We start from the raw sequence: 23,424 nt of genomic DNA, 5'->3' as shown, positions 1-23,424 counted from the left end.
GTCGCTGGAAGTGGGGCGCATTATAAGGGGATTCGAGAGGGCGTCAACCTTTAATTTCAAGAAAACCCTAAAAAGCAAAACGGGGAGGCCTATCGGCCTCCCCGCTCCCCTCACCCCTTACAAGCTTGGGAACGCAAACTGCGATGCTTCATGGCTGGCCCGCTGCGGCCAACGCTGGGTAATAGCCTTGCGACGGGTATAGAAGCGCACCCCGTCCGGCCCGTACGCATGCAGGTCACCGAACAACGAACGTTTCCAGCCACCAAAGCTGTGATACGCCACCGGCACCGGCAGCGGAACGTTGACCCCCACCATGCCCACTTCGATTTCGTCGCAGAACAAACGCGCGGCCTCACCGTCACGGGTGAAGATGCAGGTGCCGTTGCCATATTCATGATCGTTGATCAGTTGCATGGCCTGTTCCAGGCTGTTGACCCGCACGACGCACAATACCGGGCCGAAAATCTCTTCTTTATAGATACGCATCTCTGGCGTGACCTTGTCGAACAAGGTACCGCCCACGAAGTAGCCATCTTCATTCCCGGCCACTCGGAAGCCACGGCCATCCACCACCAGCTCGGCCCCCGCTGCAACGCCCTCATCGATGTAGCCCACCACCTTGTCACGCGCAGCGGCAGTGACCAATGGCCCCATGTCCAGACCGCACGAGGTGCCTGCACCGATCTTCAAGGCTTTGATCTGCGGTTGCAGCTTGGCGATCAGCGCATCAGCCACCTGGTCACCCACGCACACCGCCACCGAAATGGCCATGCAGCGCTCGCCACACGAACCGTAGGCCGCCCCCATCAGTGCGCTGACCGCGTTATCCAGGTCGGCGTCCGGCATCAGTACCGCATGGTTCTTGGCACCACCCAGGGCTTGCACGCGCTTGCCGCGCTTGGTGCCCTCGGCATAGATGTACTCGGCAATCGGCGTAGAGCCCACAAAACTGAGCGCTTTTACTTCCGGCGCTTCGATCAACGCATCCACCGCTTCCTTGTCACCGTGCACCACGTTGAGGATGCCCTTCGGCAGACCGGCCTCCAGCAGCAACTGGGCGATGAACAGGGTTGAGCTAGGGTCACGTTCGGACGGCTTGAGAATGAAGGCGTTACCACAGGCAATCGCCAGCGGGTACATCCACAGCGGCACCATGGCCGGGAAGTTGAACGGCGTGATACCGGCAACCACACCCAAAGGCTGGAAATCAGACCAGGCATCGATGTTCGGGCCCACGTTGCGGCTGTACTCGCCTTTGAGCACCTCTGGCGCGGCGCAGGCAAACTCGACGTTCTCGATACCACGCTTCAGTTCGCCAGCGGCGTCTTCAAGCGTCTTGCCATGCTCTTCGCTGATCATTTGCGAAATACGCGCTTCATTCTGCTCCAGCAGTTGCTTGAAGCGGAACATCACCTGAGCCCGCTTGGCCGGTGGCGTATTGCGCCAAGCCGGGAACGCCGCCTTGGCCGAATCGATCGCTTCCTGCACGGTCGCGCGGCTGGCCAGCTCGACTTTGCGCACGGCCTGGCCGGTGGATGGGTTGAAGACATCGGCGGTGCGCTCACCCTTGGTAACCAGCTCGCCGTGAATCAGGTGCTGAACAATGCTCATGCAAAACTCCAGATGAAGAAGGTAGAGGCCGGCGCGCGTCTGCGCACGCGCCGCGCAGCAAAATCAGAAAGGTCAGTCGATCAGGTTCAGGGTTTCGCCGACAGCGTCGAACAGGCGGTCCAGTTCATGCGGCTGGGTGTTGAAGGTTGGGCCGAACTGCAAGGTGTCGCCACCAAAGCGTACATAGAAGCCCGCGCGCCACAGTTTCATCGCCGCTTCGTAAGGGCGAACAATGGCGTCACCGTCACGGGCGGCGATCTGGATCGCGCCAGCCAGGCCATAGTTACGGATATCGACGACGTTCTTGGTGCCCTTCACGCCGTGCAGCAGCTTTTCGAAGTGCGGTGCCAGCTCGGCGGAGGCCTGCACCAGGTTTTCCTTCTGCAGCAGGTCCAAGGCAGCGATACCTGCGGCACAGGCCACCGGGTGGGCCGAGTAGGTATAACCGTGCGGGAACTCCACGGCGTACTCTGGCGTTGGCTGGTCCATGAAGGTCTGGTAGATCTCGCTGCTGGCAATCACCGCGCCCATCGGAATGGCGCCGTTGGTCACCTGCTTGGCGATGCACATCAGGTCCGGGGTTACGCCGAAGGCCTGCGAGCCGGTCATGGCGCCCATGCGGCCGAAGCCGGTAATCACTTCGTCGAAGATCAGCAGAATGTTGTGCTGGGTGCAGATTTCACGCAGGCGCTTGAGGTAGCCCTTCGGCGGCGGCAGCACACCGGCGGAACCGGCCATGGGCTCGACGATCACCGCGGCGATATTGGACGCGTCGTGCAGCTCGATCAGTTTGAGCATTTCTTCGGCAAGGGCGATGCCACCCTCTTCGGGCATGCCTTTGGAGAACGCGTTCACCGGCAATACGGTATGAGGCAGGTGGTCGACATCCAGCAGTTGGCCGAACATCTTGCGGTTGCCATTGACCCCACCCAGGCTGGTGCCGGCGATGTTCACGCCGTGGTAGCCACGGGCACGGCCGATGATCTTGGTCTTGGTCGCCTGGCCTTTCAGGCGCCAGTAGGCCCGCACCATCTTCAGCGCCGTGTCGGCGCACTCGGAGCCCGAGTTGGTATAGAAGACGTGGTTCAGGTTACCTGGCACCAGGTCGGCGATCTTTTCCGCCAGCTGGAACGACAATGGGTGGCCGAACTGGAACGCCGGGGAGTAATCGAGCGTGCCCAACTGGCGGGTCACCGCGTCGGTGATTTCCTTGCGGGTGTGCCCGGCGCCGCAGGTCCACAGGCCGGAAAGCGCGTCAAAGATCCTGCGCCCCTGGTCATCGACCAGGTGGTTGCCATCGGCCGCCACGATCAGGCGCGGGTCCCGCTGGAAGTTGCGGTTGGCCGTGTACGGCATCCAGTGGGCGTCAAGCTTGAGCTGGCTGGCGATACCCACGGGGGCGGTTTCAGGCATGTTCATCGGTGGTTCCTCGAAAGACGATCAGGCAACGATGGATGTGGTTGCAGCTAAGTTGGCACGCGGATAGAGTCTGAAAAAGCCTACATTTCTAATCTTTACACAGGCCGCTACTAAACTAATGAGCCGACGCCCCGATCCACTTGCGCAGGTCAGCGACTTCGACATCCGCCTGCTGAAGATCTACCGCAGCGTAGTCGAATGCGGTGGTTTTTCGGCCGCCGAGAACGTGCTGGGCATCGGCCGCTCGGCCATCAGCCAGCAAATGAACGACCTCGAGCAACGCCTGGGGCTGCGCCTGTGCCAGCGCGGCCGCGCCGGTTTCTCGCTGACCGAGGAAGGCCGCGAGGTCTACCATTCAGCCCTGCAACTGCTCAGCGCACTGGAAAGCTTCCGTACCGAGGTCAATGGCCTGCACCAGCATCTGCGCGGCGAGCTGAACATCGGCCTGACCGATAACCTGGTCACCCTGCCGCACATGCGCATCACCCATGCCCTGGCCGAACTCAAGGACCGTGGCCCCGATGTGCGCATCCAGATCCGCATGATCGCGCCCAGCCAGGTCGAACACGGCGTGCTCGACGGCAGCCTGCATGTAGGCGTGGTGCCACAGACCAGCCCGCTTTCGGGCCTGGAATATCAACCGTTGTACAGCGAGCGTTCCTTGCTGTACTGCGCGGTCGGTCACCCACTGTTCTATGCCGACGACCAGCAGATCGACGACGAGCGCCTCAACAGCCAGGAAGCCATCACCCCCACGTTCCGCCTGCCGGCCGAAATCCAGGCGCATTACCAGGCGCTGCACTGCACGGCCAGTGCTTCGGACCGGGAGGGCATGGCGTTTCTCATCCTTACCGGGCGCTACATCGGTTACCTGCCCGACCACTACGCCACGTTCTGGGTCCAGCAGGGCCGCTTGCGGGCACTCAAACCGCGCGAGCGCTTCTACGACCTGAGCCTGAGCTGGGTGACACGCAAAGGCAGGCGACCCAACCTGGTCCTGGAAAGCTTTCTCGACAGCCTGGCTGCGACACGCTGATGCCTGTCTCTGCCGCAAACGCTTGTCACCTTGGCACAGGCAGGTAATCTTGTCCGATAGCCGCAGCCACTGACCCGTACGGAATCGTCCATGACCCTAGAAGTCCCTGCGCATCGCCTATCCGCCTCGGGCAAGCCCGCGGGCCGCATCCGCCAGAAGAACGAACAGGCCATTATCCAGGCCGCCGAAGACGAGTTTGCCCGCCATGGCTTCAAGGGCACCAGCATGAACACCATTGCGCTGAAGGCAGGCTTGCCCAAGGCCAACCTGCATTATTACTTTACCAACAAGCTGGGCCTCTACATTGCCGTGCTCAGCAACATCATCGAGCTGTGGGACAGCACCTTCAACGCCCTGAGCGTCGAGGACGACCCCGGTGCAGCACTGAGCCATTACATTCGCACCAAGATGGAGTTCTCGCGGCGCAACCCCCAGGCATCGCGTATTTTCGCCATGGAAGTGATCAGCGGCGGCACCTGCCTGACCGAGTACTTCAGTGCCGACTACCGCGAATGGTTCCGTGGCCGCGCCGCCGTATTCGAGGCGTGGATGGATGCCGGCAAGATGGACCGGGTAGACCCCGTGCATCTGATATTCCTGCTATGGGGCAGCACCCAGCACTATGCCGATTTCGCCACCCAGATCTGCCAGGTTACCGGCCGTAGCCGCCTGACCAAGCAAGACATGGAAGAAGCGAGCAACAACCTTATCCACATCATTCTCAAGGGCTGCGGCATCAAGCCGGCTGCCTGACCCACATTTATGCCCTCTACCCTGCTCGACCTCTGCGAATACCGCGAGGAAATCCGTAAAAGCCGCTTCATCACCCTGGCCGGGCCGATCACCAGTGCCGCCGAAGCGATGAGCTTCATCGAACGCCACAGCGACCTGGCCGCCACCCATAACTGCTGGGCCTGGAAGCTCGGCGCGCAGTACCGCAGCAGCGACGACGGCGAACCCGGTGGCACTGCCGGGCGGCCCATCCTGGCCGCGATCGAGGCGCAGGACTGCGATCAGGTCGTGGTCCTGGTGATTCGCTGGTACGGTGGTATCCAGCTGGGTACGGGCGGCCTGGCCAGGGCCTACGGTGGGGGCGCCAACAAATGCCTGCAACAGGCCCCCAAGCGGCTGCTGGTGCAGCGCAGCGAGTTCGCCTGCAGTTGCAGCTTCAGCGAACTGGCACTGGTAAAACTGCGCCTGGCCGAGGTCGATGGGCTGGTGCTCGACGAGCAGTTCACAGCCAATGGCGTGGACCTGTTGATCGCTCTGGGTGAAGCCCACCTCGCAGCGTTGCAGCAGCAACTGGCCGACCTTAGCCGCGGGCGTATACTGCTGCAAGCGCGCTGAATCTGCCCACAACTGCTGTGGGCGTGCCTGTGGATAAGCTTGGGGCATCATGCTGCAAGCCAGAGCAGGCATGGCCTGTAGCGCTTTGATCATTATTTGATCGGCACTATCGGCAGGCTCAAGGCATTGAATGAATTCAGGTTATCCCCAGCCTCACACCCGCCACAACCGGCAGGGTCAGCCCGTGTTTCACACATTAACTGTGGAGCAGCCTGTGGATAACCCGTGCGCCACCGTGCAAAGCCCCCAGCGGCACGGGGTTTACCGCTGCTGCACATTTTTTAACCACCTCCATCCGAAAAACCAACAAGGAGCGCCCCATGGCTGACGCAAAGCACGCACTTATCATCGGCGCCTCGCGCGGGCTCGGCCTGGGCCTGGTGCAACGCCTGCAGGAAGACGGCTGGAGCATTACCGCCACCGTCCGCAACCCTCAGCAGCCCGGAGCCCTGGCAGCTGTGCCTGGTGTGCACATCAAGCAACTGGAAATGAACGACACCGCCCAGCTCGATGGCCTGAAGCAACGCCTGCAAGGCCAGGTATTCGACCTGGTATTCGTCAACGCCGGGGTCATGGGCCCACTGCCGCAAGACCTTGAAAGCGTGCACAAAGACGCCATCGGCGACCTGTTCATGACCAATGCCGTGGCCCCGATTCGCGTCGCCCGCCGTCTGGTCGGCCAAGTTCGCAACGGCAGTGGCGTGCTGGCCTTCATGAGTTCGGTCCTGGGCAGCGTCACTGTCCCCGACGGCGGCGAACTCTGCTTGTACAAAGCCAGCAAGGCGGCGTTGAATTCGATGATCAACAGCTTCGTCGTCGAACAACAACGCCCCGACCTGTGCGTTCTGGCCATGCACCCTGGCTGGGTGAAGACCGACATGGGTGGCGAGCACGCAGAGATCGACGTGCTCACCAGCACCCGCGGCATGCTTGAACAAATCAAGGCGCAAAGCGGTACAGGCGGCCTGCGCTTCATCAATTACAAAGGCGAAACCCTGACCTGGTGATTCATCAGGTCGCAGCCCGGCCGGGCGCAATACCCGGCCAGCCCCTGTAGAATGCCGGCAACCGTACCTGATCGAGATATGCCCTTATGTATGACTGGTTGAACGCCCTGCCCAAGGCGGAGCTGCACCTGCACCTCGAAGGCTCGCTGGAGCCTGAGCTGCTGTTCGCCCTGGCCGAGCGCAACAAGATCGCCCTGCCATGGGCCGATGTGGAAACCCTGCGCGGGGCCTATGCCTTCAACAACCTCCAGGAGTTCCTGGACCTGTATTACCAGGGCGCCGATGTATTGCGCACAGAGCAGGACTTCTATGACCTGACCTGGGCCTACCTGCAGCGCTGCAAGGCGCAGAACGTGATCCATACCGAGCCGTTCTACGACCCGCAAACCCACACCGACCGGGGTATCCCCTTTGAAGTGGTGCTCAACGGTATCAACCAGGCGCTCAAGGATGGCCGCGAGCAGTTGGGCATCAGCAGTGGCCTTATCCTGAGCTTCCTGCGCCACCTGAGTGAAGAGGAGGCGCAAAAAACCCTCGACCAGGCGCTGCCCTTCCGCGATGCGTTCATTGCCGTTGGCCTGGACAGCTCGGAAATGGGCCACCCACCCAGCAAGTTCCAGCGTGTATTCGACCGCGCGCGGAGCGAAGGCCTGGTTGCCGTCGCCCACGCTGGCGAAGAAGGCCCGCCCGAGTACATCTGGGAGGCGCTGGACCTGCTGCAGATCAAGCGAATCGACCACGGCGTACGCGCCATCGAAGACGAGCGGCTGATGCAGCGCATCATCGACGAACAGATCCCGTTGACCGTGTGCCCGCTGTCCAACATCAAGCTCTGCGTGTTCGACCACATGAGCCAGCACAACATCCTCGACATGCTCGAGCGTGGCGTGAAAGTCACGGTGAACTCGGACGACCCGGCGTACTTCGGCGGCTACGTCACGGAAAACTTCCACGCCCTGCACACTCACCTGGGCATGACCGAAGACCAGGCCCGCCGCCTGGCCCAGAACAGCCTGGACGCCAGGCTTGCCTGACGCGCGGCTCAACCCACCTGCAAGGTGGCAACGCGGGCTATGCGGTTGATCTGCTGGATGCCCAGCGCCGAGATATGCAATGCCCGCGTGTCCTCGGCCTCGCGCATCCAGCCAGATTGCAGGAACAGCCTGAACAGGGCCTGGCCCAACACGCCCCCCAGGTGCGGCGCCTGGTCGTTCCACTCGGTACAGCGGCAGATCACGCAGCCGCGCTGCTGGTGCGGCGCCAAGGCATCGATGTACACCCCTACCAGGGCCAGCTGCGCCCGCCCTTCATCGCTGACCATCAACAGGCGGCCACTGCCTTCCAGCCAGCCCGCGACCACCATGCGGTGGTATAGCTCACTGGCCAGCTCGCCCCCCAGGTGATCCCCACAGCGACGCGCCCGGCGCAGCGACATGGGCAGCGGTGACATCGGCGCCTTGGCCCGCTCCCCCCTGGCGCTTTCCAGTTGCACGCTGGCCAGCGCCTCTACCGCCGCCCCGACCTGCGGGGTAGCCAGGCGAAAATAGCGTTTGCGGCCACGGGCTTCATGCCTCAGCAGCCCAGCCGATGACAGCAACGACAAGTGCGCGCAAGCCGACGACGAGGTCAGGCCGGTCATCATCGCAAGCTCGTTGGCCAGGCGCGGCGTACCGTCGATCAATGCCCACAACATGGCACTGCGCTTGGGGTCTGCCATCAGGCTGGCGATCTGGCTGATACTGCTGACTGCGTTCATGTCCCTGTAACTCCCTGCAAGTTCACTGTGTGGATGCGATGGCCAACCCTGGCAGGGAAGCACCTCTCGCTGGCACTGGCCTGGATCGCCAGTATAAGCCGCAGAAATGCCCAATCTGGCAGCCCCACACCGCCCAGTCCTCGTAAAAAAGCCACTGGGTATACCTACCCATTGCAAGGCGGGAACAGGACCGACGCGACCGGCGAAAACCCTGCGCGTAGGCGTTTTCGGCCCGTTGAGACAGGGGGCTTGTTAACTCAGCAGGAAAAAAACCTTCGGCACGTTCGGACGTAGCCGACAGCCAGGTACTACAAGTAGCGCAAACTAAAGCGAACGTTTCCCGGCCTTGCAGGCATTGCAGCGCAACCGGCAAACACACAATCAGGCACCGCCAGTCAGGACACTGACCCAGCGCATGGCAGACGAGAACAGCAGCGCTAAACTGATGCCGCTCCCTTCTGGAGGTAAGCCGCGATGAAAATTGTCGTCAGCGCTTCACGCCGAAACCCCGCCTGCCCCTGGCAGGTCCAGCTCGATCAGCATGTGGTCGGGTTCCGCAGCGAGGCCGAGGCACGGGCCTTTGTCGCCACGCTGGAAACCCGCCTGCGCGCCCCGCACCCGCTCAAGTGCGAACCCTGGCCTGCAAACGGCGGGTCAGTACCGCGGCACTGACTGCCAATACACCGCAAAGGCAGATCACCAGGGCCATCGGCACGGCACTGCCATCGTGCAGCAGCCCCACCAGCGCCGCTGCGCCCGCCGCCACGCTGAACTGGACACAGCCCATCAGCGCCGAGGCACTGCCGGCACGCGCGCCCTGGCCGCTCATGGCGCAAGCCGAGGCATTGGGGATGATGCAACCGAGGCTGGCAATGCAGATGAACAACGGCACCAGCAGCGGCCACAACGCGGTCGGCCGCAACGCCGCCACCCCGAGCAGCGCCAGCCCGGCCCCCAGGTACAGCCACACGGCACGGGCCAGCAGGAAGGCCGGCCCACGCTTGGCCAGCAAGCGGGCGTTCACCTGCGCCACCAGGATAAAGCCCGCTGCGTTGGCACCAAACAGCCAGCCATAGTGCTCGGCTGGCACGCCGTACAGCTTGATGAACACGAAAGGTGAACCGGCGATGTAGGCGAACATGCCGGCAATGGCGATACCGCCCGTCACCGCATGGCCGAGGAACACCCGGTCTGCCAGCAGGCGCAGGTACTGGCGCAAAGCGCCGGACAAGGGCTGGCGCGGCATGTCCTCAGGCATGCTCTCCGGCAACCCCAGGCTTACCGCCAACAGGCAAGCGGCACTGAACAGGCCCAGGGTAAGGAAAATCGATTGCCAGCCGGCCACATTCACCAGCACCCCACCCAGCATCGGCGCCAGGATCGGGGCCAGGCCCATGACCAGCATCAACTGCGAGAACACCTTGGCCGAGGCGACCGGGTCGCACTTGTCGCTGACGATGGCCCGCGACAGCACCATGCCCGCACAACCGCCAAGGGCCTGGACGAAGCGTGCCAGCACCAGGGTGTCGAGGTTGGGGGCATAGGCACAGGCCAGCGACGCCAGGGTGAACACGGTCACGCCAAACATCAGCGGTTTGCGCCGGCCAAAACGGTCAGCCACTGGGCCGTAAGCCAACTGGCCGATGGACAAGCCAAGGAAATAGGCGGCCAATGTGGCCTGGACGTGTTTTTCGTCGGTGGCGAACGCCTGCGCCATGGCCGGGAAGGCCGGCAGGTAGAAGTCGATCGCCAAGGGCCCGAACGCACTGAGTGCGCCCAGGATGAGCACCATTCGCAGGTTCATCAGGAATCCATAGCAGGCTAAGCAAGTAGATGATTCTACCTGCTGTCGCCCCTAGGAATGTGAAAACATTTGCAACAAACCTAGGCCCTGTCGCGATGGGCCGCACAGCGGCACCACCGTCAAAGCCTCAACCCAAAACCCGGGTCGACACCTGTTACCCCACCTCAGCCTGATACCCTTCCTCGCGGATGGCCGACAGAACCTGCTCCTGCACCAACTCACTCTGCACCCGCACCTGCTTGGCCGCCAGGTCGACTTCTACCTTGGCGGACGCATCCAGCTGCTGCACTGCCCGCGTCACGGCCTTTACACAGTGGCCACAGGTCATGCCTTGTACATTGAACACTTGCATAGGGTTGCCTCCTTCAGGTTTTCCACGAGTTTCAAGCTTGCCATCAGGGCAAGGTCAAGTGCCGTGTGGAACAGCTGGGGTGGAAATCCGCACGCGCGTCGGCCAAGCTGCGCCTTTGACGATCAGCCAAGCAGGAGATTTTTCATGTTCAGGGCAGCATTGGGCGTCGTCGGGTTGGTCAGCGCACTGGCTGTGGTGCCACCGGCCAGCGCAGAGGACAACTCGGCCTACAGCGTACTGATCATTTCCCGGGAGCGCCTGGAAGTGGCTACCAGCTGTGAAATCGGGGTGTACCTCAATGATCAGCTTTCCGGGCGGGTGTTTCAGGAGCAGTCCACCTCGTTCAACCTGCCGCCTGGCCCGGTCGATGTGCGCCTGCGCCGGTTGCCTGGGCAAACCCCGGGTTGCGCGCCAGGCATCGAGGACCAACGCAGCACACGTTTGAACCTGCAGGCGGGCCAGATCAACAAATATCGCATCACCATGGGTCGATATGGGCTGGAATTGAAGCGCGCCGATCTAGGCTATTGACCTTCCCCGCATGGCAAGGTTGATGCTGGAGCCCTGTCCAAGGAGGAGAGCCATGCCCGCATCCACCACCTATGACCTGCCGATCTCCGGCATGACCTGTGCCAGCTGTGCTGGCCGGGTCGAGCGCGCATTGCGCAAGGTCAGCGGCGCTGAACACGTCAGCGTCAACCTCACCACTGAAAAAGCCCGTGTCCAGGCCCCGGCCGACCGCCTGCCAGCCTTGGTCGATGCGGTACGCGAAGCCGGCTACGGCGTGCCCACGCGCACGCTGGAACTGCAGATCGGCGGCATGACCTGCGCCAGTTGCGTGGGCCGCGTGGAGCGGGCCCTTGGCAAAGTGCCCGGGGTGGAGCGGGTGAGTGTCAACCTGGCCAATGAACGTGCCCACCTTGAAGTGCTGGCCGCCCTCGATGACAACCTGCTGATCGAAACGGTACACAAGGCCGGCTACAGCGCCAGTGTGCCGCAAGCCGCCAAAGACGAGCAGGCCGCCGCCCAGCGCCGCCTGCGTAACGAACGCCTGGCAGTGGCAGCAGCATTGCTGCTGGCGCTGCCATTGGTGCTGCCCATGCTGGTACAGCCATTCGGCCTGCACTGGATGCTGCCCGCCTGGGCGCAATTCCTGCTGGCCACCCCTGTGCAGTTCATTCTCGGCGCCCGCTTTTATATCGCCGCCTGGAAAGCCGTGCGTGCCGGGGCCGGCAACATGGACCTGCTGGTTGCCCTGGGGACCAGCGCCGGTTACGGCCTGAGCCTCTACGAATGGGCCCAGGCCCCCGCCGGCATGGCCCCGCACCTGTACTTCGAGGCCTCGGCGGTGGTAATCGCCCTGGTGCTGCTGGGCAAGTACCTGGAAAGCCGTGCCAAACGCCAGACCGCCAGCGCCATTCGCGCGCTCGAGGCACTGCGCCCGGAGCGCGCAGTGCGCGTGGTTGGCGACCGGGAAGAAGATGTGGCGATCGCCCAGCTGCGCCTGGGCGACCTGGTGCTGGTCAAGCCCGGCGAGCGCTTTCCGGTCGATGGCGTGGTCGAGGATGGCAGCAGCCATGCCGATGAAGCCCTGATCAGCGGCGAGAGCCTGCCAGTGCCCAAACAACCCGGCGACAGCGTCACCGGTGGCGCCATCAATGGCGAAGGCCGGTTGCTGGTACGTACCGAAGCCCTGGGCACCGAGACCGTGCTGGCGCGCATCATCCGCCTGGTGGAAGACGCGCAGGCCGCCAAGGCGCCGATCCAGAAGCTGGTCGACCGGGTCAGCCAGGTATTCGTCCCCGCCGTGCTGGTACTGGCGCTGCTGACCCTGCTCGGCTGGTGGCTGGCTGGCGCGGCGCTGGAAACCGCCCTGATCAACGCCGTGGCCGTGCTGGTCATCGCCTGCCCTTGCGCCCTTGGCCTGGCCACACCCGCAGCGATCATGGCCGGTACCGGCGTCGCCGCCCGCCACGGCATCCTCATCAAGGATGCTGAGGCGCTGGAGCGCGCGCATGCGGTGAACCGTGTGGTGTTCGACAAGACCGGTACCCTGACCTCGGGCAGCCCGCGGGTAGTCCACAGCAAGGCCCTGGTCGGCGACAGCGCCAGCCTGCATCGCCTGGCCGGCGCCCTGCAACGGGGGAGTGAACACCCGTTGGCCAAGGCGGTGCTGCAGGCCTGCACCGAGCAAGGCCTGCAGGTACCCAGCGTCAGCGACAGCCAGTCGCTCACCGGGCGCGGCATTGCCGGGCGTGTCGAAGGCCGTGAGCTGGCACTGGGCAACCGCCGCCTGCTCGATGAAAGCGGGCTGCAGCCCGGCGGCCTGGCCGACAAGGCACGCACCTGGGAAGCCGAGGGGCGTACCCTGTCGTGGCTGATCGAACGCGGTCAGCAAACTCAGGTGCTGGGCCTGTTCGCCTTTGGTGACAGCCTCAAGCCCGGGGCCGCCGAGGCCATCGACACCCTGCATGCGCAGCACATCAGCAGCCATCTGCTGACTGGCGATAACCGGGGTAGCGCCAAAGTGGTCGCCGAAGCCTTGGGCATCGACGATGTGCACGCCGAAGTGCTGCCGGCCGACAAGGCCGCAACTGTGGCGGCCCTCAAGCAGGCTGGCGTGGTCGCCATGGTCGGCGACGGCATAAACGACGCGCCGGCGTTGGCCGCCGCCGACATCGGCATCGCCATGGGGGGTGGCACCGACGTGGCGATGCAGGCAGCCGGCATCACCTTGATGCGCGGCGACCCGCGGCTGGTGCCCGCTGCCCTGGAAATCAGCCGCAAGACCTACGCCAAGATCCGCCAGAACCTGTTCTGGGCATTCATCTACAACCTGATCGGTATCCCGCTGGCTGCACTGGGCTACCTCAACCCGGTACTGGCGGGCGCCGCCATGGCCTTGTCCAGCGTCAGCGTGGTCAGCAACGCGCTGTGGCTAAAGGCCTGGAAACCCGCCCGCGCCCCCCAGGAGGCAAAATGAACATTGGCCAGGCCGCCCGCCGCAGCGGGCTCAGCACCAAGATGATCCGTTACTACGAGTCCATCGGCCTGCTCAAGCCGGCCACGCGCAGCGACAATGGCTACCGCCTGTACCGGGACGAGGACTTGCACAGCCTAGCGTTCATCAAGCGCTCCCGCGACCTGGGGTTTTCCCTGGAAGAAGTGGGCAAGCTGCTGACGCTGTGGCAAGACCGCCAGCGGGCCAGCGCCGATGTGAAGGCCTTGGCGATGCAGCATATCGATGAACTGAACCGGCGCATCGAGGAACTGGTCAGCCTGCGCAACACCCTTGGCGAGCTGGTATCCCACTGCCAGGGGGACGACCGCCCGGACTGCCCGATCCTCAGCGACCTGGCCAATGGCACTGCTGGCAACTGCTGCCACTAGCGTTTGGTATGCCAAAAGCGTCCATACACGACCGAATAGTCACCAATCACGACTTTATCCAATAAATACGGGCGCTTCGGCTACATAAAACCCGGCTGCTGCCGATGCACTGGTTACCTGCCTCGTGTATCGACTACAACAATTCCGGGAGCGTCGATGAGCATCAAACAGAAACTGACCTGGGCATTCGCGGTCATCGCCGGTTTGCCCATCGTGCTGGTGGCCACCCTGGTGGTCCTTAACCTGCGTGGCGAAGCCCGCGATGGATTCCTTGACGGCAGCAGCCGGGAAATCCGCCAGGTCAGCAACGCGATGAACATCTTCTTCCAGGGCATCAACCAGAACGTCGAGTACCTGGCCGCGCAACCGATGGTGGCCGCCACAGGCAGCAACCTGAACAAGTTCCTGAGTGCCAACCCGTCCTACGAGCTGGGCGATCAGGACAAGCAAGTGCTGGACTTCTTCACCCGCCTGGCAGATTCGCACCCCAACTATGCCTACGTGTCCTACGGCGTCAATGACGGCGGTTACATCGGCTGGCCAGCCGGGCAGAAGTTCGTCAACTACGACCCACGCACACGGCCGTGGTACCAATTGGCCATGGCCAACCCGGGCAAGACCGTGCGCACCGGCGCCTATTACTGGGCTGCCGATGACGCGGTGCTCATCAGTACCGTGCGCACGGTAGCCAACCAGTTGGGCAACCCCGGCGGTGTGGTCAACATCGACGTTTCGCTCAAAGGCCTGACCGAGATCGTCAAGCAGATCAAGCTGGGCGAGAGCGGCTTCCTGATGCTGGTGGAAAGCAATGGCAACGTGATGGTCGACCCACGCGACGCCAGCCACAACTTCAAGCAACTGGCCAGTTTTGGCGACGGCTATGCCGAGTTGGCCAAGGCCGGCAAGGGCCTGGTCGAAGTCGAGCTCAATGGTGTGCGCTACATGGCCAACGTCTACCCCGACGAGCGCCTGGGCTGGACCTTCATCGGCCTGATCGAGCAAGGCGAAGTGATGCAGACCACTACCCGCCTGACCTGGCTGATCGGCGTGGTCGCCTTGGTCCTGGCCGCCCTGTTCGCCGTGGTCGGCGCCGCCTTCGCCAAACTGATCGTGCGCCCGATCAACAGCGTCACCAACGGGCTGGAAGACATTGCCCAGGGTGAGGGCGACCTGACCCGCAGCCTGGAAATTCGAGGCCGCGACGAAACCGCCCAGCTGGCCAACTGGTTCAACCAGTTCCTCGGTGCCATTCGCAGCCTGATCCAGCATATCGGTGCGGCGGCCAGCAAGATCCTCAGCACCTCGCACAGCTCGACCCAGGTGTCCAGCAACATGGCCGAAGCGGCCGGCCGCCAGCGCGAGGCCGTGGACATGGTGTCCACCGCCTTCCACGAGATGGTTGCCACCGCCAACGAAGTGGCGCGCTCGTGCAGCCAGGCGGCCCAGTCTGCGGACAGCGGCCAGCAACAGGCCCGTGAAGGTCAGCAGCAGATCGATGCGGCGGTCCACAGCGTTGACCGCCTGAGCCAGGAAATCGAGCAGTCGGCGCAGTCGATCCAGCAACTGGAGCGTGACAGCAATGCCATCCAGTCGATCCTCGGCACCATTCGCTCGATTGCCGAGCAGACCAACCTGCTGGCCCTGAACGCCGCCATCGAGGCCGCGCGGGCCGGCGAGCAAGGCCGTGGCTTTGCCGTGGTAGCCGATGAAGTGCGGGCGCTGGCCAAGCGCACGGCCGACTCCACCGCAGAAATCGACGGTTTGCTGGGCAACCTGGCCAACCGCACCTCCGAGGTGGCTGCACAGATGCACGCCAGCCTGGAAGTTTCGCAGCAGTCGGTCAGCCGTATCGGCCTGGCCCGCGACAGTTTCGGGCAGATCCGCGAGTCGGTGGACGTGATCCGTGACATGAACACGCAGATTGCAACCGCAGCCGAGGAACAGCACCAGGTAGCCGAAGATATCAACCGCCACATCAGCCAGATTCATGGGGATGCGCAGTTGGTGGCCGAGTTGGCCCAGGCAGCACGCCAGGATTCGGAAAGCCTGGCCGGGTTGTCCAATGAACTGGACGTACTGGTGCGCAGGTTCCGCACCTGACAAGGCGCCGGTGCAGGCCGCCCCGTACCGGGGCGGCTTCAGCTACACATAGGCCAGCACCGGCAACCCCTGGTCAGAGCCTCAACTCCCCCGGCGTTGCCCCAAACAGCTGCTTGAACGCCGCAATGTACGCGGATGTGGAATCATACCCACAACCCAGCGCCGCCTCGGTCACGCTCTCCCCCGCCTCCAGCAAGGCCAGCGACGACAGCAAGCGCATGCGCTGGCGCCAGTTGCGAAAGCTCAAGCCGGTTTCACGCTGGAACAGGCGCATCAGCGTTTTTTCGGAACACCCCAGTTGCCGCGCCCATTGCTGCAAGGTCTGCGCCTGGTCCGGCGCTGCGATCAAGCCATTGCACAGCGCCAGCAAACCTGGGTGGCGCGGCAACGGCAAGGAAAAGCCGACTTCCGGCAGGGTTCGTAACTGGTCGAGCAGCACCGCCACCAGCCGCGCATGCGCACTATCGCCCTCAGGGTAATCGGCTGGGTACAGGCAGAACTGCTTGATCAACTCACGCGCCAGCGGCGTCACCTCCAATACCCGACACTGCGGGGCAGCCCAGGGGCAGGCGTCCCGGCGTACATACAGGCTGCGCATTTCGGCCTGCATCGAGGTCACCACCGCATGCTCGGCGTCAGCCGGGATCCACACCCCCCACTGCGGTGGCGCAAAGTAGCTGCCTGCGTCGGTGTAAACACCGAGCACGCCGCTGATAGCGTAGGAAAACTGTACCCAGTCGTGCTGGTGGCGTGTGGTCCAGGAGCCGGCGCCCAGGCTTTCGGCACGTGCGTACAGTGGCCTGGGCAACTGCTTGAGTTCAGGAATGGGACGGGGCTGTCCGATGATCGGCATGGCGGCTTCTGTTAGTGCTGACCAGACAAGCCTAACAGTTACGGTCGACGCCTGCGGGATATCTGCCGCCTGCTTCGCGGGCATGCCTGCCAAACAGACGGCGGTTCTTCACCGCTCGACGATGACCGTGACCCCTTGCCCGCCCGCCGCACAAATGGAAATCAAGCCGCGCCCCTTCCCTGCCGTTGCCAGCAATTTCGCCAGGTTGGCCAGTATTCGCCCGCCGGTCGCGGCAAACGGGTGCCCGGCAGCCAGCGAACTGCCCTTGACGTTGAGCTTGCTGCGGTCGATGGCCCCCAACGGCGCATCCAGCCCCAGCCGCTCACGGCAGTACCCAGCGTCTTCCCAGGCCTTGAGCGTACACAACACCTGGGCCGCAAAGGCTTCGTGGATTTCGTAGTAGTCAAAGTCCTGCAAGGTCAGGCCGTTGCGGGCCAGCAAGCGTGGCACTGCATACGCCGGTGCCATCAGCAGCCCCTCGCGGCCAGTGACGAAGTCCACTGCTGCGGTTTCACCATCGACCAGGTAGGCCAGCACCGGTAACCCCTGTTGCGCGGCCCACTCTTCACTGGCCAGCAGCACCAGCGACGCACCATCGGTCAAGGGCGTGGAATTGCCTGCCGTCAACGTACCCTGGCCACTGCGGTCGAAGGCTGGCTTGAGCTTGGCCAACTGCTCCAGTGTCAGGTCCGCGCGCAGGTTGTTGTCGCGCATCAGCGACAGAAATGGTGTCAGCAGGTCATCGTGCCAACCTTCGGCATAGGCAGCCGCCAGCCGCTGGTGGCTGAGCAACGCCAACTCGTCCTGGGCGGCACGGTCAATCTTCCAGGCCTGGGCCATGCGTTCGCAATGCTCGCCCATCGACAACCCGGTGCGCGGCTCGCCGTTGCGTGGCAACTCAGGGCGCAGATGGTGCGGGCGCAACTGCAGAAAAGGCTTGAGCCGTTCGCCCAGGTTTTTGCCACGGTTGGCCTGCAGCAGGATATGACGCAGGCCTTCGCTGACCGCAATCGGCGCTTCCGACGTGGTGTCCACGCCACCGGCGATGCCGCTGTCGATCTGCCCCAGCGCAATCTTGTTGGCCACCAGCAGCGCCGCCTCCAGGCCGGTGCCGCAAGCTTGCTGCAGGTCGTAGGCAGGGGTTTGCGGCGAAAGCCGCGAGCCCAGCACACATTCGCGGGTCAGGTTCATGTCGCGCGACTGCTTGAGCACCGCGCCAGCGACCACCTCACCCAAGCGCAGCCCATGCAGGCGATAGCGCTCGATCAGCCCTTCGAGGGCCGCGGTCAGCATCGCCTGGTTGCTGGCGGTGGCGTAGGCCCCATTGGAGCGGGCAAAGGGAATTCGGTTGCCGCCCAAGATCGCGACCCGGCGAAGTGAACGCATATGCCTGTTCCTCCTGAAACAAATTGAACCGTACTGCCTGGGTGTTCTTACCCATGGTCGAACGACCATGCCACAAACTTGGTCCACACTTTCAAGCTTGCCTTTGCGGAGACCTACTCATGAGCGATCGCTACCTCGGTTTTGCCAACTCCAACCTTGGCCGCCGCCTGGTGGATGCCCTGGGCCTGCCACGCCCTGCGCCTCTGGAGCGCTGGCAGGCTGGCCGCCTGCGCCCGGTGGAGGGGGCGCTGGTGTTGGGCGGCGGCCCCCTGGCAGGCCAGGTCGAAGCCTTCGCCGCGCGCCTTACCGATAACGTATACCGTTTCAATGCCGACCACCTGCAGGGCGAGCCTTGGGTCGCTGGCCTGGGGCCTAAAATCAAAGCCGTGGTGTTCGACGCCAGTCACTTGTCCGACAGCGATGAGCTGAAGCAGTTGCGCGAATTTTTCCAGCCGCTGCTGCGCAGCCTGGGCCCGTGCGCCCACGTCGTGCTGCTGGGCCGGCCACCGGAAAGCCTCGACAACCCGCAGGCCAGTATCGCCCAGCGCGCCCTGGAGGGCTTCAGCCGCTCGCTGGCCAAGGAACTGCGCAATGGCGCAACCGCTCAGTTGCTGTACGTCGGCCCCGGCGCTGAAGACCAACTGGAAGGTGCCTTGCGCTTCTTCCTCTCGCCCAAGAGCGCGTTCATCTCCGGCCAGGTGCTGCGCCTTGGAGCCTGCGCCAGCCAGGTCGAGGACTGGACCCGCCCGTTGGCTGGCCGCCGTGCACTGGTTACCGGCGCCGCGCGCGGAATCGGCGCGGCCATCGCGCAAACCTTGGCACGTGACGGTGCCGACGTTCTGCTGCTGGATGTGCCACAGGCCAGCCGAGAACTCGATGCGCTCGCTGCCCGGCTTGGCGGCAAGGCCCTGGCGCTGGACATCTGCGCCAGCGATGCCGCCTCACAACTGCTGGCTGCCCTGCCCGACGCCATAGACATCGTTGTGCACAATGCTGGCATCACGCGCGACAAGACCCTGGCCAACATGACCCCGGACTATTGGGACGCCGTGCTCGCGGTCAACCTGCAGGCGCCACAGGTGCTGACCCAGGCGCTGTTTGACGGTGGCGCGTTGGGTGAACATGCGCGCATAACCTTGCTAGCCTCGGTCAGCGGCATTGCCGGCAACCGCGGCCAGGCCAACTATGCCGCCAGCAAGGCCGGGCTGATCGGCCTGGCCCAGGCCTGGGCGCCGAGGCTCGCCGAGCGGGGCGCGAGCATCAACGCCGTAGCCCCCGGCTTCATCGAAACCCACATGACCGCAACCATGCCCATGGGCCTGCGCGAAGCCGGGCGACGCTTGAGTTCGCTGGGCCAGGGCGGTCGCCCGCAGGACGTGGCCGAGGCCATTGCCTGGCTCAGCCAGCCGGGCTCGGGGGCGGTCAACGGCCAGGTGCTGCGTGTTTGCGGCCAGGCACTGATGGGGGCCTGACCATGAGCCGACAATGGCACGACCTGCATAGCCCGGCTGCCCGCCCCAGCCTGTACCTGCGTGCCGCCAGCAAGCGCACGATCAGCGGTGAGCACCTGCCCGACGATGGCCTGCGCTGTTTCATCCAGGTTGAGCCGGCCAACCTGGACGCCTATCGGCGGCTTTGCCACTTCCCCGACGATGGCCGCCTGCCGGCTACTTATCCACACATCATGGCTTTTGCGCTGCAATTGCAGCTGATGACCGCCCGTGACTTTCCCTTCCCGCTGCTGGGGCTGGTGCACCTGCAAAATCGCATCGAAGTGCTGCGGCCACTGGGCGCTATCGAAGGGCTGCGCTTTGCGGTGTATGCGCACAACCTGCAGGCGCATGACAAAGGTGGCACCTTCGACCTGGTGACCGAAGCCGAAGATGGCATCGGCGTGCTCTGGCGTGAAACAAGCCGCATGCTGGTACGTGGGCTGAAGCTGGATGGCCAGGCCGGCGGGCGTGCCGACGACGAACCGCCCTGCTTGCCCGAGGCCACCCGCTGGTATGCCGACAGTGACATCGGTCGGCGTTATGCCAAGGTGTGCGGGGACTACAACCCTATCCACCTGAGTGCGGTGAGTGCACGGTTGTTCGGCTTTCCCACGGCCATTGCCCATGGCATGTGGACAAAGGCCATGGCACTGGCCGCATTGCGCGGGCACCTGCCGCACAGCGGCTATGCCTTTGAGGTGGCTTTCCGCAAGCCGGTCAGGTTGCCCTCCGAAGTGGTGCTCAGTGCCAGCGAGGCGTGGCCTGCAGGGGTGCTGCGGCTGGATGGGCATGGGGGCATACTGCATATGCTCGGCCGCTGGGATCAGCTCTAGAGCTCATTGCCGGGCCCAGGGGCCGCAACGCGGCGGCCCCTTGCTTTGCATCGGGCCAGGGCAGAAGCTATGCAGCATTTGGAGAAACCCGATGAACCTGCAAGAGCTTACCCAACGCCTGCACCAGATCCGTGACAACAACGACTGGCGTGGCTTTCACAGCCCGAAGAACCTGGCCATGGCCGCCAGCGTCGAAATGGCCGAGCTGGTCGAGATTTTCCAGTGGCTGAGCGAAGACGAATCGCGCCAGCTGCCTGCCGACAAATTGGCCCACGCCGGGCAGGAAGTCGGTGACGTGGTGCTCTACCTGCTGCTGTTGTGCAGTGAGCTGGGCCTGGACATGGACCAGGTGGTGCGAGCCAAGCTGGCCGACAGCGAGAGGCGTTTCGCTCGATGAACGACCGTCATTTCGATGAACTGGCCACCCGCTTCGCGGAAAAGATCTACGGCGGCGCCAAGGGCGCGATCCGCCTGGCCGTCTTGCAGGCCGACCTGGCCGAGGCGCTGCCTGATCGCCCGTTGCGTGTTCTGGATATCGGCGCCGGCCTGGGTCACATGGCCTTGTGGCTGGCCGAACGTGGCCACCAGGTGACCCTGGCAGAACCGGCTGCACCCATGCTCGACGGCGCCCGGGCCCGTTTTGCCGAAGCCGGCCAGACGGCCACCTTCGTCCAGGCCCCCTGGCAAGACCTGCTCGGCCAATTGAACGAGCCCTACGACCTGGTGCTGTGCCACGCTGTGCTGGAATGGCTGGCCGAACCCGAGAGCATCCTGCCCGTGCTGCACCAGCTCACCGCCACGGGTGGCTGGTTGTCGCTGGCGTTCTACAACCGCGACGCCCTGGTCTACCGCAACTTGCTCAAAGGCCATTTCCGCAAGCTGCGCAGCAACCGTCTGGAAGGTGAAAAGCAGAGCCTGACGCCACAGAAACCGCTTGATCCACGCGAGCTCAAGGCGCACCTTGAACCCTTGTGGCAGGTGCAAAGTGAAAGCGGTGTGCGGGTGTTCCACGACTACATGCCCAAAGAGTTCCAGGCCAAGGCCGAACTGCTCGACCTGCTGGAGATGGAGCTGGCGTACCGCCGCCACCCTGGGTTCGCCCGGCTCGGGCGCTATCTGCACTGGGTTTGCCGCCCTCGCTGAGCGGCCTGCCGGGAGGAATACATGCCATACCGTCTGTTGTACCTGGCCCTGCTGCCGCTGGCCCTGGCTGGCTGCCAGAGCCCCAATCCGTATGTTGCCAGCAGCCGGCCGTTGCCCCCGGCGCCGGCCCAGGCGGCCGCTACCTTCGATGCCAGCGCCTACCCGGCACCGGCACGCGATTACGGGCGCTACCGCAGTTGGAACTGGCGTAACGGCCGGTTGCCCAGTGGCTCGGCGGGGGCCGACCCGGCGCCCCTGGCCGATGCCGTTGGTGGTGCCCTCGACCAGCATGGCCTGCGCCCGGCGCGGGGCGGCCCCGGCGACTTGCTGGTAAGCGCCGACATGCGCCTGGAAAGGCGCTTGCGGCAAGTGCGCGATTACGACACCTATGACCCTTACCCCTACGGCAGCGTGGGCTATGGCGGTTACCGCCATGGCTACGGCGGCTATGCCAGCGTGCCAGTGGTGCGGACCTACGAGGTGCAGGTGATGGTGGTGCGCATCGACCTCTACGACGCCCGTACCGGCCAACCGGTATGGAGCGCCAGCGCCGAAAGCGGCAGCGACAAGGACTCGCCACGCGAACGCGAAAACGCCGTGCGCGATGCTGTGCACAAGGCGCTCAGCGGCTATCCTCCCAGTTAATAGCCAACGGAGAACCATCATGTTGCGCCGCCTCGTTCTACTGTCATTCGCGCTGGTATTGTCAGCCTGCTCGAGCACTAACGTTCAGCAGGATTTCGATGCCAGCCGCGACTTTGCCGCCTACCGCAGCTGGGCATGGCAGGAGCCAGGTTTGCAGTACCGCCCGGATGACCCTCGCATCAAGAGCGACCTGACCGAGCAGCGCATTCGTACGGCAGTGGCCGAGCAGCTCGACCAGCGCGGCCTGCGCCCGGTCCAAGGCGGCGCGCGGCCAGACCTGACCGTACGCACCTACCTGATCGTCGAGCAGCGCCAGCAACAGATCACCACCAATTACGGCGGGGGCTGGGGTGGTTATTGGGGCGGGTACTGGGGTGGCCCCATGTACAACGAAACCCGCAGCGTCGATTACAAGGTGGCCACCATTCAGGTCGACCTTTTCGATGGCCGTGACGGCAAGCTGGTCTGGCGCGGCAGTGCCGAGCAGATCATGAACAACTACCCACCGGGCCCTGAAGAGCGTAACAGCGCCATTCAAGACACCGTGGCCAAGGTGATGGGCAATTACCCGCCGGGTAGCCGGAAATAACCTCCGAAAGCAGCCAGGGGCTCAAGCGCAGCCCCCGGTGACAGCTACGACAAAATCCGTTCCGACTACGCCTTTTTCGGTTGCAAGGCCTACTCGTGCGCACGTTCCGGTCTATCTTCAGTCAAGGAAACCTGACTGACCGGGTAGAAGTGTTCAACTTTTAGGAAGGGCGACCTGCCAATGCAAAGCATTGTTCTGCTGCTGTGGCTTGCCTTGTGCTCCGAACAGGATGTGCGTCAACGCCAGATCTCCAACCTGCTCACCCTGGGTGTGGCCAGCTGTGCCCTGCTCTGGCTGTTCGCCACTGGCCATAGCTGGATGGGGGCCGATGCCAGCGATGCCGGATGGGCGCTGGCCATCGTCATGCTGTTGACCCTGCCCGGCTATATGTACGGCCACTTCGGCGCCGATGATGTCAAGCTGATGGGCGCCCTGGCCTTGGCCAGCGGCACGCAATACGTGCTTGGCACGTTCATTGGCGCTGGGGTCAGCGTGCTGGTCTGGCTGCTGGCCCGTCGGCGTCTATGGCTGCTGCTCAACCCCAAGATCAAGAAGCGCCTGCAAGCCCTGACCGAGGAAATGGGCGACAAGCAGGCGTTCGTCCCCTATGTGCTCACCGGCTTTCTGCTGACAGCCGTATGGATCCAATAGCGATGCCTG

24 protein-coding genes and 1 pseudogene are annotated in these 23,424 nt (G+C 63.8%); 18 read left to right on the top strand and 7 right to left on the bottom strand.

What is annotated here, in order from left to right; translation table 11 throughout:
* Positions 1-117 precede the first annotated feature (117 nt).
* The gene (locus L1P09_RS02885; RefSeq protein WP_009685805.1) at positions 118-1,611 is read right to left on the bottom strand and encodes a CoA-acylating methylmalonate-semialdehyde dehydrogenase; all 1,494 of its coding nucleotides are present in this window, start codon (positions 1,609-1,611) and stop codon (positions 118-120) included.
* Between the two features lie 72 nt (positions 1,612-1,683).
* Positions 1,684-3,030 (bottom strand): aspartate aminotransferase family protein, encoded by a 1,347-nt coding sequence (locus L1P09_RS02880; RefSeq protein WP_009685804.1) that lies wholly within the window; start codon positions 3,028-3,030, stop codon positions 1,684-1,686.
* A 118-nt stretch (positions 3,031-3,148) separates the two neighbouring features.
* Here L1P09_RS02880 and L1P09_RS02875 point away from each other — a divergent pair, with 118 nt between their 5' ends.
* The 5 genes from L1P09_RS02875 (at position 3,149) to L1P09_RS02855 (ending at position 7,454) form a co-directional block, all read left to right on the top strand.
* On the top strand, positions 3,149-4,066 hold the full coding sequence (locus tag L1P09_RS02875; RefSeq protein ID WP_009685803.1) for a LysR family transcriptional regulator: 918 nt from the start codon (positions 3,149-3,151) through the stop codon (positions 4,064-4,066).
* A gap of 90 nt (positions 4,067-4,156) precedes the next feature.
* Positions 4,157-4,819 carry a TetR/AcrR family transcriptional regulator gene (locus tag L1P09_RS02870; protein ID WP_235768437.1) on the top strand — a complete coding sequence of 221 codons (663 nt, stop codon included), beginning with the start codon at positions 4,157-4,159 and terminating at the stop codon, positions 4,817-4,819.
* 9 nt (positions 4,820-4,828) lie between these two features.
* Entirely contained in the window at positions 4,829-5,413 is a 585-nt protein-coding gene (locus tag L1P09_RS02865) for an IMPACT family protein (RefSeq protein WP_029885178.1), read from the top strand.
* Positions 5,414-5,733: 320 nt separating this feature from the next.
* The gene (locus L1P09_RS02860; RefSeq protein WP_192441600.1) at positions 5,734-6,420 is read left to right on the top strand and encodes an SDR family oxidoreductase; all 687 of its coding nucleotides are present in this window, start codon (positions 5,734-5,736) and stop codon (positions 6,418-6,420) included.
* An 86-nt stretch (positions 6,421-6,506) separates the two neighbouring features.
* Complete coding sequence (locus tag L1P09_RS02855; RefSeq protein WP_154211895.1) at positions 6,507-7,454, top strand: adenosine deaminase; 948 nt, start codon at positions 6,507-6,509, stop codon at positions 7,452-7,454.
* An 8-nt stretch (positions 7,455-7,462) separates the two neighbouring features.
* Here the strand turns inward: L1P09_RS02855 and L1P09_RS02850 are convergent, their stop codons facing one another.
* Positions 7,463-8,176: an ArsR/SmtB family transcription factor gene (locus L1P09_RS02850; RefSeq protein ID WP_054904330.1), complete on the bottom strand. Its 714-nt coding sequence runs from the start codon at positions 8,174-8,176 to the stop codon at positions 7,463-7,465.
* Positions 8,177-8,650: 474 nt separating this feature from the next.
* Here L1P09_RS02850 and L1P09_RS02845 point away from each other — a divergent pair, with 474 nt between their 5' ends.
* Entirely contained in the window at positions 8,651-8,848 is a 198-nt protein-coding gene (locus L1P09_RS02845; protein ID WP_082414567.1) for a hypothetical protein, read from the top strand.
* On the opposite strand, the gene L1P09_RS02840 is transcribed toward L1P09_RS02845, so the two are convergent.
* Together L1P09_RS02840 and L1P09_RS02835 are read right to left on the bottom strand one after the other, a co-directional pair.
* The gene (locus L1P09_RS02840) at positions 8,799-9,980 is read right to left on the bottom strand and encodes a multidrug effflux MFS transporter (RefSeq protein ID WP_054904331.1); all 1,182 of its coding nucleotides are present in this window, start codon (positions 9,978-9,980) and stop codon (positions 8,799-8,801) included. The genes L1P09_RS02845 and L1P09_RS02840 overlap by 50 nt on opposite strands.
* Positions 9,981-10,134: 154 nt before the next feature.
* Complete coding sequence (locus tag L1P09_RS02835) at positions 10,135-10,332, bottom strand: heavy-metal-associated domain-containing protein (protein ID WP_054904332.1); 198 nt, start codon at positions 10,330-10,332, stop codon at positions 10,135-10,137.
* Positions 10,333-10,476: 144 nt separating this feature from the next.
* Between L1P09_RS02835 and L1P09_RS02830 the strand changes: the two genes are divergently transcribed.
* From L1P09_RS02830 to L1P09_RS26280, 5 genes and pseudogenes are all read left to right on the top strand, one after another.
* Positions 10,477-10,863 carry a hypothetical protein gene (locus L1P09_RS02830; protein ID WP_054904333.1) on the top strand — a complete coding sequence of 129 codons (387 nt, stop codon included), beginning with the start codon at positions 10,477-10,479 and terminating at the stop codon, positions 10,861-10,863.
* A gap of 52 nt (positions 10,864-10,915) precedes the next feature.
* Entirely contained in the window at positions 10,916-13,315 is a 2,400-nt protein-coding gene (locus tag L1P09_RS02825) for a heavy metal translocating P-type ATPase (RefSeq protein WP_235768436.1), read from the top strand.
* Positions 13,312-13,722: a Cu(I)-responsive transcriptional regulator gene (gene cueR / locus L1P09_RS02820; protein WP_009685791.1), complete on the top strand. Its 411-nt coding sequence runs from the start codon at positions 13,312-13,314 to the stop codon at positions 13,720-13,722. Before L1P09_RS02825 ends, cueR begins: the two co-directional genes overlap by 4 nt.
* 156 nt (positions 13,723-13,878) lie before the next feature.
* Positions 13,879-14,964 (top strand): annotated as a pseudogene (locus L1P09_RS26285) (HAMP domain-containing protein); the annotation flags it as partial.
* A 90-nt stretch (positions 14,965-15,054) separates the two neighbouring features.
* Positions 15,055-15,822 (top strand): methyl-accepting chemotaxis protein, encoded by a 768-nt coding sequence (locus tag L1P09_RS26280; RefSeq protein WP_370593767.1) that lies wholly within the window; start codon positions 15,055-15,057, stop codon positions 15,820-15,822.
* A gap of 73 nt (positions 15,823-15,895) precedes the next feature.
* Here L1P09_RS26280 and L1P09_RS02810 read toward each other — a convergent pair whose 3' ends face one another.
* Positions 15,896-16,675, bottom strand: coding sequence for an AraC family transcriptional regulator (locus tag L1P09_RS02810; RefSeq protein WP_232892491.1), 780 nt, complete (start codon positions 16,673-16,675; stop codon positions 15,896-15,898).
* A gap of 108 nt (positions 16,676-16,783) precedes the next feature.
* Positions 16,784-18,061: an acetyl-CoA C-acetyltransferase gene (locus L1P09_RS02805; RefSeq protein WP_192441593.1), complete on the bottom strand. Its 1,278-nt coding sequence runs from the start codon at positions 18,059-18,061 to the stop codon at positions 16,784-16,786.
* 119 nt (positions 18,062-18,180) lie between these two features.
* On the opposite strand from L1P09_RS02805, the gene L1P09_RS02800 reads away from it, so the two are divergent.
* The 7 genes from L1P09_RS02800 to L1P09_RS02770 all read left to right on the top strand — a co-directional run bounded on the left by L1P09_RS02800 (position 18,181) and on the right by L1P09_RS02770 (position 23,415).
* Positions 18,181-19,533 carry a 3-oxoacyl-ACP reductase gene (locus tag L1P09_RS02800; protein WP_192441592.1) on the top strand — a complete coding sequence of 451 codons (1,353 nt, stop codon included), beginning with the start codon at positions 18,181-18,183 and terminating at the stop codon, positions 19,531-19,533.
* 2 nt (positions 19,534-19,535) lie between these two features.
* Positions 19,536-20,387: a MaoC family dehydratase gene (locus tag L1P09_RS02795; protein ID WP_192441590.1), complete on the top strand. Its 852-nt coding sequence runs from the start codon at positions 19,536-19,538 to the stop codon at positions 20,385-20,387.
* A gap of 91 nt (positions 20,388-20,478) precedes the next feature.
* Complete coding sequence (locus L1P09_RS02790; RefSeq protein ID WP_009685784.1) at positions 20,479-20,784, top strand: MazG-like family protein; 306 nt, start codon at positions 20,479-20,481, stop codon at positions 20,782-20,784.
* The gene (locus L1P09_RS02785; RefSeq protein WP_054904339.1) at positions 20,781-21,530 is read left to right on the top strand and encodes a methyltransferase domain-containing protein; all 750 of its coding nucleotides are present in this window, start codon (positions 20,781-20,783) and stop codon (positions 21,528-21,530) included. Before L1P09_RS02790 ends, L1P09_RS02785 begins: the two co-directional genes overlap by 4 nt.
* Positions 21,531-21,551: 21 nt before the next feature.
* Positions 21,552-22,175, top strand: a complete 624-nt coding sequence (locus L1P09_RS02780; protein ID WP_235768435.1) for a DUF4136 domain-containing protein — start codon at positions 21,552-21,554, stop codon at positions 22,173-22,175.
* A 19-nt stretch (positions 22,176-22,194) separates the two neighbouring features.
* Positions 22,195-22,764 carry a DUF4136 domain-containing protein gene (locus L1P09_RS02775; protein WP_232892494.1) on the top strand — a complete coding sequence of 190 codons (570 nt, stop codon included), beginning with the start codon at positions 22,195-22,197 and terminating at the stop codon, positions 22,762-22,764.
* 180 nt (positions 22,765-22,944) lie between these two features.
* Positions 22,945-23,415: a prepilin peptidase gene (locus tag L1P09_RS02770; RefSeq protein ID WP_009685779.1), complete on the top strand. Its 471-nt coding sequence runs from the start codon at positions 22,945-22,947 to the stop codon at positions 23,413-23,415.
* Positions 23,416-23,424: the final 9 nt, after the last annotated feature.

The organism is Pseudomonas juntendi (assembly GCF_021560075.1).
In the GTDB taxonomy this organism is placed as follows: Bacteria; Pseudomonadota; Gammaproteobacteria; order Pseudomonadales; family Pseudomonadaceae; genus Aquipseudomonas; species Aquipseudomonas juntendi.
Note: the sequence above shows the minus strand (reverse complement) of the source record. Positions and strands in the feature narration are given on the sequence as shown.